This is a genomic window from Corallococcus sp. AB011P (genome assembly GCF_003611605.1).
GTDB classification, from domain to species: domain Bacteria; phylum Myxococcota; class Myxococcia; order Myxococcales; family Myxococcaceae; genus Corallococcus; species Corallococcus coralloides.
The window spans coordinates 1,059,774-1,072,314 of the sequence record NZ_RAVX01000002.1 but is presented as its reverse complement, the minus strand read 5'-3'; the positions used below and the strand labels follow the sequence as shown (position 1 = coordinate 1,072,314).

General features: G+C 71.4%; 6 protein-coding genes. All 6 read left to right on the top strand.

The features are described 5' to 3' along the window. The first annotated feature begins 18 nt into the window (after positions 1–18). The 6 genes from D7X30_RS09610 to D7X30_RS09585 all read left to right on the top strand — a co-directional run bounded on the left by D7X30_RS09610 (position 19) and on the right by D7X30_RS09585 (position 12,473). The gene (locus D7X30_RS09610; RefSeq protein ID WP_014393311.1) at positions 19–489 is read left to right on the top strand and encodes a response regulator; all 471 of its coding nucleotides are present in this window, start codon (positions 19–21) and stop codon (positions 487–489) included. A 121-nt stretch (positions 490–610) separates the two neighbouring features. Then, positions 611–4,426, top strand: coding sequence for a bifunctional serine/threonine-protein kinase/formylglycine-generating enzyme family protein (locus tag D7X30_RS09605; protein WP_120562518.1), 3,816 nt, complete (start codon positions 611–613; stop codon positions 4,424–4,426). A gap of 187 nt (positions 4,427–4,613) precedes the next feature. After that, entirely contained in the window at positions 4,614–5,579 is a 966-nt protein-coding gene (locus tag D7X30_RS09600) for an ADYC domain-containing protein (protein ID WP_120562517.1), read from the top strand. Positions 5,580–5,836: 257 nt separating this feature from the next. Next, the gene (locus tag D7X30_RS09595) at positions 5,837–7,702 is read left to right on the top strand and encodes a hypothetical protein (RefSeq protein WP_120562516.1); all 1,866 of its coding nucleotides are present in this window, start codon (positions 5,837–5,839) and stop codon (positions 7,700–7,702) included. Between the two features lie 247 nt (positions 7,703–7,949). Continuing rightward, positions 7,950–9,242: an efflux RND transporter periplasmic adaptor subunit gene (locus D7X30_RS09590; protein ID WP_120562515.1), complete on the top strand. Its 1,293-nt coding sequence runs from the start codon at positions 7,950–7,952 to the stop codon at positions 9,240–9,242. Between the two features lie 45 nt (positions 9,243–9,287). Then, a complete protein-coding gene (locus tag D7X30_RS09585) occupies positions 9,288–12,473 on the top strand; it encodes an efflux RND transporter permease subunit (RefSeq protein WP_120562514.1) in 3,186 nt (1,061 codons plus the stop codon). Positions 12,474–12,541 lie beyond the last annotated feature (68 nt).

The window sequence follows — 12,541 nt, the reverse complement described above, 5'->3', positions numbered from 1 at the left end:
ATGCGAGGCCTCTGCTCCATGAAGAACGCGGTCCTGACATCTCCAGAGGGTGAGCCAACCGCGAGCGGTGGGCCCGCTCCCGTGAACTCCGCCAAGCAGCGCGTCCTCGTCGTCGACGACTTCGACGACGCCCGCGAGATGTACGCCGAATACCTGGAATTCTGCGGGTTTGAGGTGGACACCGCGAAGAACGGCCTGGAGGCCGTGGAGAAGGCCCAGGAGGGGGAGCCGGACATCATCCTCATGGACCTGTCCCTCCCCGTCATGGATGGCTGGGAGGCGACGCGGCGCATCAAGCAGGACACCCGCACCCGCGACATCCCCGTGATGGCCCTCACCGGCCACGTGCTCGCCGGCAACGCCGAGCACGCCCTGTCCGTGGGCGCTGACGAGTTCGTCGCCAAGCCCTGCCTGCCCCAGGACTTGGAGAACAAGATCCGCAACATGCTCAAACCCAGCAAGGCGAAGCCCCGCTCGGGTCAGGAGTAACCCCAGGCTCCGCCCCGCAGTGTCCATGGGTGGACACTCGGGTGCGGCACCCTGCGCCGGGACGGGCTCTCCCGCAGGCCCCCCGGTTGACCCCTGGACGCGGGAAACGTAGGCAACCCTGGTGGGCTCTCCCGCCTCGTCCTCTTCACCCGACGCGTGGACTCCTCCCGAGGAGTTCGACGAATACCGCATCGTGCGGCCGCTCGGACGGGGACGCACGGGCCGGGTGTACCTGGCGCACGACACGCTCCTGGAGCGCCCCGTCGCGGTGAAGTTCATCCCGTCGCTGGGCTCCAACGCGCTGGCGCGCTTCCTGGTGGAGGCCCGCGCCGCCGCCCGCATCCAGCACCCCAACGTCGTCACCCTGTACCGGGTGGGACAGCTGGAGGATCAGCCCTACCTCATCTCGGAGTTCATCCGGGGCGTCAGCCTGGACCGGCTGGCCCGGCCCGTGCCCTGGGAGCGCGCGCTGGGCATCGGGCGGGACCTGGCCCGCGGCCTGGGCGCCGCGCACCGCCGGGGCGTGCTCCACCGCGACATCAAGCCCGGCAACGCCGTCCTCACGGAGAGCGGCGAGGTGAAGCTGCTCGACTTCGGCCTGGCCAAGCTGCTCGACCGCGCCGAAGCCAGTGAGCCCACCCCTCCGCGCGCGCCCCTGCCGCCGCCGGAGCTGCCCGCGGACTGGGATCCGGAGTCCAGCCCCGCCCTGGGCGCCCGCTCGCTGGACGGAGTCTTCCTGCCGTCCCTGCCGCGTGGCGCGCTGGTGGGCACGCCCTACTACATGTCCCCGGAGGCCTGGGCCGGCGAGGAGCTCACCGCGCGCAGTGACGTGTACTCGCTGGGCGTCGTGCTCTACGAGCTGTGCGCGGGCAAAGGCCCCTTCCGCGACGTGCCCTGGCGCGAGCTGTCCGAGGCCGTGCGCACCCGCGACGTGCGCCCCCTTCAGGAGGTGGCCCAGTCGGTGGACCCCGGCTTCGCCGCCGCCATCGACAAGTGCCTGAAGCGAGACCCCGCCCAGCGCCACGCGTCCGCCGCGCAGCTGCTCGACGCGCTGGAGGCGCTGACGCGCGAGGAGCTTCCGGCCGTCATTCCGGAGGGCAATCCCTACCGTGGCCTCCGGGCCTTCGAAGCCGAGCACCGCGGCCTCTTCTTCGGCCGCCGCCGCGAGCAGCGCGCCGTGCTGGAGCGGCTGAAGGCGGAGGCCTTCCTGCTGATGACGGGCGACTCCGGCGTGGGCAAGTCGTCCCTGTGCCTCGCGGGCATCCTCCCCGCCGTGGCGGACGGCGCGCTGGAGGACGGCCGGCGCTGGCGCACCGCGCGGCTCGTGCCCGGGCGCAGGCCCGTGTCCGCGCTGGCCGTGGCGCTCGCGCCGGTGCTGGAGGTGGAAGAGGAGCCGCTCGCGGAGACGCTGCGCCAGGACCCCGCGTCGCTCGGCCGCAGGCTGCGCGCGAAGCTGGGCACGCAGGGCGGGCTGCTCGTCTACATGGACCAGCTGGAGGAGCTGGTGACGCTGTCCCCGCCGGAGGAGGCCGCGCTCGCGGGCGCCGCGCTGGGGTCGCTCACGGAGGCGGCCGGCGGACTGCGGCTGCTCGCCACCGGCCGCAGCGACTTCCTCACCCGCCTCACCGCCGTGCCCGGCCTGGGCCCGGAGGTGCCGCACGCGCTGTACCTCCTGCGCGCGCTCACGCCGGAGGAGACGCGTGAGGCCATCGTCGGTCCCGCGCGCGTGAAGGGCGTGAGCTTCGAATCCGAGACCGTGGTGGACGCGCTCGTCGCCTCCACGGCGGCCTCCGACGGAGGCCTGCCGCTGCTCCAGTTCGCGCTGGCGGAGCTGTGGGACGCTCGCGACGAGTCCCGCGGCGTGATGACCCAGGCGGCGCTGGACTCGCTGGGCGGTGTGTCCGGCGCGCTCGCCCGGCATGCCGACGCCGCGGTGGCCCGCCTGCTGCCCGACCAGCGCTCGGCGGCGCGTGGGGTGATGCTGCGCCTGGTGACGGCGGACGGCACCCGCGCGCGCAAGACGGACCGTGAGCTGGTGGGCGATGACCCCCGCTACCGCGCGGCGCTGGAGGCCCTGGTGCGCGCGCGCCTGCTCGTGGCGCGTGAAGGCGAGGGCGGCACCGCGTACGAGCTGGCCCATGAAGCACTCCTCACCGGGTGGGCCACGCTGGCGCGCTGGCTGGTGGAGGCGGGCGAGCGCCGCGAGGTGCAGGCCCGCCTGGAGGCCGCCGCCGCGCAGTGGGAGCGCCTGGGCCATGCGCGCGAGTCGCTGTGGGGCCCGCGCCAGCTGGCGGAGACGGAGCTCCTGGAGTCGTCCGAGCTCACCCAGCGCGAGCAGTCCTTCCTCAGCACCTCGCGTCGCACCGGCGTGCGCAGCCGGCGCCTGAAGGTGGGCCTGGCGCTGGGCTTCCTCGTGTCGCTGGGGCTCGTGTACGCGGGCCTCCAGTGGCGCGAGCGCCGCATCCTCGACGTGCGCGTGCATGGCGAGCTGGCCTCGGCCGGGTCGGAGCTGGAGGCCGTGCGCCGCGAACGCGACGCGCTCCAGGCCGAGCGCGCGGAGGCCTTCCAGCTCTACGACACCGGCCACAAGGCGGACGGGGACCGGAGCTGGGCGAAGGTGGCGGGGCACGCCGGACAGCTGTCCCACCACTTCGACGCCGTGGCGGACCGGCTGGAGCGCGCGCTGGCGCTGGCCCCCACTCGCACCGATGTGCGCGACGCGCTGGCGGACTTCCTCTACGAGCGCGCCCTGTGGGCCGAAAGCGAGCGCGAGCCCGTGCTGCCAGCGCTGCTCCAGCGCCTGCGCCTCTACGACCCCGACGGCGTGCGCTGGAGCCGCTGGAACACGCCCGCGCACCTGTCCCTCCAGGTGGACGCGCCCGGTGCCTCCGCGGAGCTGCGCCCCGTGTCGCGCGAGGCCACGGGGCCAGAGGTCGCCGGCGAGCCCCTGCCTTCCCCGGGCGCGCTCCCCTGGACCGGCCTCACCGTGGCTCCGGGGACCTACCAGCTCACCGTGCGCGCCCCGGGCCACGAGGCGTCGGTGCAGCCGCTGCTCCTGACGCGCGGGGAGTCGCGGAGCGTCGTCCTGCCGCTCGTCCGCGCGGGTTCGCTCCCGCCAGGGTTCGTGTACGTGCCCCCGGGTGACGTGCGCTTCGGCAGCGCCGCCGAGTCCAGCGTGCGCGACTTCTTCAACGCCACCCCGCTGCACACCGTGCCCGTGCAGGGCTTCCTCATCGCCCGCCACGAGACGACGTACGCGGACTGGCTCCAATACCTGGCGGCCCTGCCCGCGGAGGGGCGCGCCTCGCGCCTGCCCCGCGTGGGCACGGGCGGCTACGCCGGAGGCCTGGCGCTGGAGCCGGACGGCAATGGCTGGCGCCTGCGCTTCCAACCCGGCGGCGTGCGGTACACGGCGCGGACGGGCGAGCCCATCCGGTACGCCCGGCGCTCGCAGCGCACGGAGCAGGACTGGCGCCAGTTCCCCGTCAGCGGCATCAACTTCGCGGACGCGGAGGCCTACGTGACGTGGCTGTCCACGTCTGGCCGGGTGCCGGGGGCCCGGCTGTGCTCGGAGCTGGAGTGGGAGCGCGCCGCGCGCGGTGTGGACGGCCGCGAGTACCCCCACGGCAACCGCCTGGGCCCGGACGAGGCCAACGTGGACGTCACCTACGGCAAGGACCCGGGCGGCTTCGGCCCGGACGTCGTGGGCAGCCACCCCGCGTCCCGCAGCCCCTTCGGCGCGGACGACATGGCCGGCAACGTCTGGGAGTGGACGCGCTCGTGGCTGGAGCCCGGCCGCCCGGTGGCCCGGGGCGGCAGCTTCACCTTCAACGTGACGAGCGCGCGGTCCTCCAACCGGGAGCTGCCGGAGGCCTCACTGCGCGACGTCACGGTGGGCCTGCGCGTCTGCGCGGACGCGCCCGTGTCCGGCGGCTGAGCACCACCGGACACTGGAACCCCCCGGGAACCGCTGGCATCACCCTGGGGTCTCCTCCAATTGGAAGCCACTGGACGCTGCAAGTGCCCGGACGGGCCTCGTGTGGTTGCCGCTCCCGCCCACCGGACTGACCTTGTGCCCTGTAACGCGGTGCGGGTCGGGGTCGGGGCAGGGAAGGGGCATCCAGATGAGGACGTTGCAGCGAGTGGTCGCGGCGTGTTTCGCCGTCGTGGCGGTGGGCTGTGGCACGGAATCGTCGGAGCCCGAGGCTCCCTCCCTGCGCACGCAGGTGGCGGAGGTCGCATCTCCCAATGGGCGCAACCTCAATGGACGCAACCTCAATGGACGCAACCTGAACAACAGCGAGCTGGGCGGCATGCTGGTGTCCGTGGCGTACGCGGGCGCCACCTCCGCCTCCGGCAAGACGCTGACCAATGTGCGGCTGCAGGGCACCGCCTTCGTCGGCCTGGACGGCCCCAACCCCGTGACGGGCACGGGCTTCACCGGTGCACGCTTCGTCGGCAAGCTGGGGGACGGCTCCACCCTGCCCGTGCGCGTGGACGGCATCACCCAGGGCAGCGGCGGCGACAGCGACCTGTGGTCCTACCAGGTCTCCTACCAGGGCTCGGACGGCAACTGGCGCGCCGTGTGCCAGGACGCGAACGGTGGGGCGCTCCCCGCCATCGCCGTGGCCGGCCGCTGGAACTACCTCCAGGGCGTGGCGGGTGGCGGCGAGAAGATTGAGGACGCCACCGCCTTCACCTTCGCCTGCGAGGGCGCCGCCATCGCGAAGTGCATGCACTTCGGTTACAAGCCCTGGGTCACCGTCAACGGTCAGAGCCTCGCGGGCCACCACCAGGCCTGCACCCGCATGGTGCGCGCGGACTTCTGCGGCGACGGCGCGTCGCACACCACCGATGGCCAGTGGGTCAACCTCTACGACGGCGTGGGCATCCAGGCCGACTCCGAGTCCTGGAGCCTGGAGGCCGAGTGGAACGAGGCCGGCGCGCGCTGCTTCACCTCGGAGACCCGCGCCCACGAGCCCGTGACGTGCTCGGGCTTCAACCCCATCCCCGACTGCGGCAGCACCAGCCACTTCCAGTCCGGCACCCGCCTCATCAGCGAGGCGCCCTCCGGGGTCAGCGGGTTGTAGCCTCACCGGCTACAGCAATCCCAGACTTGTAACTGAATAGGTTACAAAATCTGGAAGTCGATAAAGGTCAGTGTTTCATGTTATGAGAACGCTCCATTCGCCTCCGTGTCGCAAGGACCGGAGGGGCATGGGGCGTTTTCCGCATTCACGGAGGGGGACGGGACCGGTGTGTCCGGGGTTCCGCGCACGGTGAGGGGGAGGGTGCCCCATCGCGAGCCTGTCGTCGCGGTATCCCCGTCGTGAGTGGAGCACACCCCATGAAGCCTGAGCTGTCCCTGCTGTGGAAGCATTCCCGGAAGCGTCTGCCGTTCGCGCTCCTGGCCTCGTCGCTGGCGGTGGGCTGTGGTCAGCCCGCCCCGGAGACTCCCGCGCCTTCCGCGCCCCAGGCGGACTCCTCCGCCCAGGCCGTGGACCCGTCCGGCAACCTGGAGGTGGCGCTCGGTACGACCCTGCAGGCCCTGGAGGGGGACGAGGCGCGTCCGGTGGTGGAGTCCCTGTTCGCGATTCCCCAGGGCGCGGCCAGCAAGAGCACGGCCACGGTGTTCCAGCTGAAGCTGGACTCGAGGCGCACGGAGAACGAGGCGTTCCGCGGTGGGACGCTGACGATGGCGGACGGCGCGCAGCAGCTGACGTTCCGCGACAACGGCCAGGGTGGCGACGCGGTGGCGGGCGACCTGCTCTTCACGGCCTCCGGCACGTTCGACTTCGTGGCGCTCCAGGCGGAGCAGCAGCGCATTGCCCAGGCGCAATCCCAGTCGCCCACGCAGCTGACCACGGCCGTGTTCGAGAACCGCCAGCTGGTGCGCACCGTGCCGGTGACGGCGCTGAGCACGCAGTTCCCGGTGGGCCAGCCCGTGCCCATCCAGCCCATTGGCCTGGCGTCGCTGGTGGACCCGGCGCGCTCGCTCATCATCCGCGCGCCCGCTGTCGTGAACGACACGACGCGCACGTATGACCCGTGCACCGGCGTGGGCAACCCGACCGGCAAGTGGACGTTCAACTACCTGATGACGGAGATGGCCAACCAGCCCTTCACGGGCGTGGCCCCCTCCACCTTCGTGCGCGAGTGGCTGCGGCAGTGGGAGCAGCCGCGCACCATCAACGGCTTCGTGAATCCGCCGCGCACGTCCATCGCGGGGAACCTCATCGGCCCCTGGCCGAAGCTGGCCTCCGGTGAGCTGAACCTGGCGAGATCGCCGTTCAAGCTCATCGCCATCGTGAACCGGCTGGACCTGGCCGGCAGCAACCCGGCCTACGGCGCTGGCAGCGCGGGCGAGGGGCGCTTCATCTTCGCGGCCACCACGGGCACGGGGAGCAGCTGCTACACGGTGCCCTTCCTGGTCATCCTGGAGTACGGGGTGGACAAGAACGGCTGCGCGGCCATCAAGACCTACGCGCAGCAGTGGCAGGCCCTGTCCGGGCTGCCGCTGGGCAGCGCGTCGTACAACGCGGCGCTGGAGGCCCTGACGGAGCAGTTCGCCAAGCGCGACCTGTCCCCGCGCAAGCCCAACCGCAGCTCCATCAACCAGGTGCGCACCAACGACGACTGGCTGGCCAGCCCCTGGGAGCTGCGTGAGTTCCGTCTCTGGAACGGCTCCATCAACCCGAACTCCTACTCCACCACGCCGCCGCCGGTGCTGGGGCTGCTCAACAGCCACACCGTGGCCCAGACGCCGGACCGCACCCGGCAGACGACGCTGTTCCCGGCCTACGTGAACGCCAACACTGGGCCCATCCTCGCGGGCACGTACTCCGTCCCGCTGCCGTGGGCCGGCGGCACCTTCCGCTCGGGCCGCGCCGTCGTGACGAACCCCGTGGCCACCCCGCCGTTCTGGAGCCAGCCGGCGTCCGTCATCCCCAACCGTCAGGCGCGGCACGTCTTCTCACTCAATACCTGCGACGGCTGCCACGGTGACGAGCTGGGCACGAACTTCACCCACGTGAGCTGGACCGGAGCGCTGTCGCCGTTCCTCAGCGGCGCGCTCACCGTGCCGGACCGCGCGGACGGCACGCCCGTGCGCACCTTCAACGAGGTGCTGGCGCGCCAGACGTTCCTGGACCAGATGGCCAACCAGAGCTGCCTCACCACGGCGTTCGTGACCGCCGCGCCGAGCGTCCACTGAGCCTCGCCCGGATGTGAAAAAGCGGCCTCCGTCCCTTCGCTTGGGACGGAGGCCGTCGTCTGTCCAGGCGCCGTTCGCATGCCTCCCCGCCTGTCAGGGGGACGGGCCGGGCGTGTTCTCCAGGTTCACGGCCGGTGGTGGCACGACTTCCCCGGCCGGGGAGGCGGCACCACGTTTACCCGGCCCCGGGGACGCCCCCGGGTGGAACTCCAGGGCCAATGGCCCCTGGGGGCCGGGGAGGCAGGCCGTGGAACGCACCGAAGAGACAGCGGGTCTTCGAGCCCGGTGCACGGGTTCACGGTGGGGAGCCGTGCTGGCCGGCGTCTGGCTGGCTGGCGCCTGCGGACAGCGCTCCGAGGAGGCCGCCGCGCCCACCGCGCCCACGGTGGTGTCGCTGGGGCCGGAGAACGTGGTGCGTGTGGAGCCCCTGAAGCTGGAGAACGGGCCCGTCATCTCCGGGACGCTCCAGGCGCGGCGGCTGGCCAGCGTCCGCGCGGAGGTGGGGGGCAGCATCCTGGACGTGATGGCGGACCAGGGCCAGACGGTGAAGGAGGGGCAGCTGCTGGCTCGCGTGGAGGAACACACGCTGCGCGAGCAGGTGCTGGCGGCCAGCTCCAGCCTGCGTGTGGCGCGCAATGCCTTGCAGGTGGCGAAGGCGGATGAGCAGCGCAATCAAACCCTGGTCAAGCAGGGCGTCATCACCCGCCGCGACTTCGAACGCGCGCAGCTCACGCGGACGCAGGCGGAGGGACAGCTGGCGGAGGCGCAGGCGCGGCTGAAGCTGGCGCAGGACCAGCTGGCGCGCACGAAGGTGGCCGCGCCCTTCACGGGCGTGGTGAGCGAGCGGCAGGTGAACGCGGGCGACATCGTCCAGCCGGGCGCGCCCCTCTTCGTCGTGGTGGACCCCGCGACGCTGCGGCTGGAGGCCTCCGTGCCCGCGGCGCAGCTGGGCCAGGTGAAGGTGGGCACGCCCGTGGACTTCCGCGTGAACGGCTACGAGGGCCGCGCCTTCAAGGGTGAGGTGGAGCGCATCAACCCGGCGGTGGATCCCGCCACGGGCCAGGTGCGCATCTACGTGGGCATCCCCAACAACGAGCAGACGCTCCTGTCCGGCCTGTTCGCGCTGGGGCGCGTGGCGTCCCAGTCGAAGGAGGCGCTGGCCGTGCCGGTGGACGCGCTGGACACGCGCCAGGAGCCGCCCACCGTGCAGCGCATCTCCGACGGCAAGGTGGAGCAGGTGGCGGTGATGACTGGCCTGCGGGATGACGTGGCGCAGACCGTGGAGGTGCGCTCGGGGTTGAAGGCCGGGGACGTGGTGCTGCTGGGCTCCGCGCGCGATTTGACCAACGGCACGCCCGTGAAGCTCACCGCCGGGCCGGAAGGGCCGAAGAAGCAGCGGCCGGCGTCTCCTCCGGAAGCCCAGCAGGGCGTGGGCGGCGCGGGCAGCGCGTCCGGCGGCAGTGGCCCGGGACAGGCTCCGGTGAAGGCTCCGGCGGCGGCTGGGGTTCCCACGCCTCCGGCCCAGGCACCCGCGAAGTAGCGCCAGGCGTCTCCACTTCTTGAAGAAGCACCGCAGGAGTCGTCCGTGTTCATCTCCGACTTCGCCATCAAGCGCCCCATCATCACCATCACGGCGATGGTGGCGCTCGTCGTGTTCGGCATCGTGGCGCTCATCAACCTGGAGACGGACGAATTCCCGGACGTTCAGCAGCCGGTCATCAACGTCACCATCGCGTACCCAGGGGCCTCACCGGACACGGTAGAGCGCGAAATCGTGGAGCCCATCGAGGACGCCATCTTCGCCATCTCCGGCGTGGACGGGAAGAAGACGACGTCCAGCTCCACGGACAGCCTGGCGAACTTCACGGTCTTCTTCGACTTCGAGAAGGACATCCAGGAGGCGTCCCAGGACATCCGCGACGCCATCTCCAGCAAGCGCGCGGACCTGCCGCAGGAAATGGAGGAGCCCATCCTCACGCGCTTCGACCCGGCGGACCAACCCATCGTGTCGCTGGTGCTGACTTCGGACGCGCTGGACGTGCCCGCGCTGTCGCTCATCGCGGACCCCATGGTGGTGGGCGACTTGCGCTCGGTACCGGGCGTGGCGCAGGCCACGGTGGTGGGCGGCGTGGACCGGGAGATGACGGTGCAGGTGCGGCCCGCGGCGCTCCAGGCGGCGGGCCTGTCGGTGGCGCAGGTGGTGGCGGCGCTCCAAGCGCAGAACCTGGCGGCGCCGGTGGGCCGGCTCAACACCGAATTGCAGGAGCGCACCATCCGGCTCAAGGGCCGGCTGGAGACGCCGGAGGACTTCGCGCAGGTGCCCATCGCGGAGCGCAACGGACGCACGCTGCGGCTGGGGGAAGTGGCGGATGTGTTCGCCGGCACCGAGGAGCCGCGCACCCTGTCGCTCTACAACGGCGCGCAGGCGGTGGGCATCGAGGTCATCAAGTCCAAGGGCCACAGCACCACGGAGGTCGCGGACGGCGTGCGCGAGCGCGTGAAGACGCTCCAGCAGCGGCTGCCCGCCAACGCGAAGCTGGAAATCGTCCGCGATGCGGGCACGCGCGTGGAGAACTCCGTCATCAACGTGCAGCAGGCGCTGATTGAAGGCGCGCTGCTCACGGTGCTGGTGGTGTTCCTGTTCCTCAACTCATGGCGCTCCACGGTGATTACGGGCCTGGCGCTGCCCGTGTCCGTGCTGGCGTCGTTCGTGAGCGTGTGGGCGTTTGGCTTCACGCTCAACACGATGTCGCTCTTGGGCCTGACGCTGGCCATCGGCATCCTCATCGACGACGCCATCGTGGTGCGCGAGAACATCGTGCGGCACGTGGAGATGGGGAAGGACCACTACACGGCGTCGCGCGAGGGCACGAACGAGATTGGCCTCGCGGTGGCGGCGACGACGTTCTCCATCGTGGCGGTGTTCGTCCCGGTGGCGTTCATGTACGGCGTGGCGGGGCAGTGGTTCAAACCGTTCGCGCTCACCATCGCGTGCTCGGTGCTGGTGTCGCTGTTCGTGAGCTTCTCGCTGGACCCCATGCTCAGCGCGTACTGGCCCGACCCGCAGGTGGAGAAGGGCGAGCGGCGCAACTTCATCTCGCGAGGGCTGGAGCGCTTCAACCACTGGTTCGACCGGCAGGCGGACCGCTACAAGGGCGTCATCGCGTGGGCGCTGGACCACCGGCTCGCGATGGTGCTGCTGGCGGTGGGCTCGCTGGTGGGCGCGGTGGCGCTGCAGGGCGTCTTCGGCGGCGCGGGCTTCGTGCCGGTGAGCGACCGCGCGGAGATTGAGATGCTGGTGGAGACGCCTGCGGGCTCCAGCCTGGATTACACGCGGCGCAAGGTGGAGGAGGTGTCCCGCCTCACGCGCCAGCACCCGGAGGTCGCGTACACGTACACGACCATTGGTGTGCCGCTGCCGCTGCGCTCACCGGGCGTGGACCAGGCGCTGGTGTACGTGCGGCTCAAGCCGAAGACGGAGCGCAAGGCGAGCCAGGAGGTGCTGGGCAAGACGCTGCGTCAGGAGTTGCTCGCGGTGGGCGGCGCCAACGTGTCGGTGTTCACCAGCGGCTTTGGCGGGGCCATCAAGTCCATCCAGCTGGAGCTGCGCGGGCCGGAGTCCAAGGGGCTCAACCAGCTGGCGCAGCAGGTGATGAAGGAGGTCAAGCAGGTGCCGGGCGCGGTGGACGTGGGGCTGTCCACGCGCGGCGAGAAGCCGGAGCTGGAGGTGGAGCTGAACCGCGGTGTCGCGGGCCAGCTCAACGTGACGGTGGGGCAGGTGGCGCAGTCACTGCGGCCGGCCTTCGCGGGCCTGGACTCCGGCGACTGGGTGGACCCCATTGGCGAGACGCGCGACGTGATGGTGCGCCTGGCGCCCCAGTTCCGGGAGAACCCGTCCCAGCTGTCGCAGCTGCCGCTGGTGGTGGGCACCAGCGCCACGGGCGCGCCGGTGGTGGTGCCGCTGGGACAGGTGGCGTCGGTGAAGCAGACGGTGGGCCCGGCGCAGATCGATCACTTGAACCGCGAGAAGGTCATCAACGTGCAGGCGAACGTAGCGGGGCGGTCGCTGTCGGAGGTGATGAACGGCATCCAGACGCGGCTCGAGGCGGTGAAGGTGCCTCCGGGCTACGAGGTGTCCACGGGCGGCGAGTCCGCGGATCAACAGGAGGTGTTCGGCCGGGTGTTCCTGGCGCTGGGTGTGGCGGTGATGTTGATGTACCTCATCCTCGTCATCCAGTTCGGCTCGTTCATCGATCCACTGGCCATCCTGGTGTCGCTGCCGCTGTCGTTGATTGGCGTGGTGCTGGCGCTGGTGGTGACAGGGGACACGCTGAACATCATGAGCCTCATCGGCGTCATCCTGCTGATGGGCATCGTCGCGAAGAACGCCATCCTGCTCATCGACTTCGCCAAGTGGCAGCACGAGAAGGGCATGCCCTTGCGCGAGGCGCTCATCGAAGCGGGACGCATCCGCTTGCGGCCCATCATCATGACGACCTTCGCGCTCATCGCGGGCATGGTGCCGGTGGCGCTGGGGCACGGCGAGGGCGGCGACTTCCGGGCGCCGCTGGGCCGCGCGGTGATTGGCGGCGTCATCACGTCCACGCTGCTCACGCTGCTGGTGATTCCGACGGTGTATGAAATCCTGACGGATGGCCGCGCGTGGATGACGGGGAAGCTGCGCCGGGTGTTCAAGGCGCGCGGCCAGGCCCACGGGCCGGCGCACGGCGGCGGTGAGCCCCGGCCCCAGCCTCAGGCCCGGCAGGACTGACGCGGAGAAGATGATCGCGTCACCCTCAAGGAACGGTTGGCGCATCGCGCGGAGGGCCATAGGGTCGG

Bases quoted from the DNA above. Each gene is read 5' to 3' on its own strand.
- D7X30_RS09595 (WP_120562516.1), top strand. From the start codon at position 5,837: ATGAAGCCTGAGCTGTCCCTGCTGTGGAAGCATTCCCGGAAGCGTCTG.
- D7X30_RS09600 (WP_120562517.1), top strand. From the start codon at position 4,614: ATGAGGACGTTGCAGCGAGTGGTCGCGGCGTGTTTCGCCGTCGTGGCG.
- D7X30_RS09610 (WP_014393311.1), top strand. From the start codon at position 19: ATGAAGAACGCGGTCCTGACATCTCCAGAGGGTGAGCCAACCGCGAGC.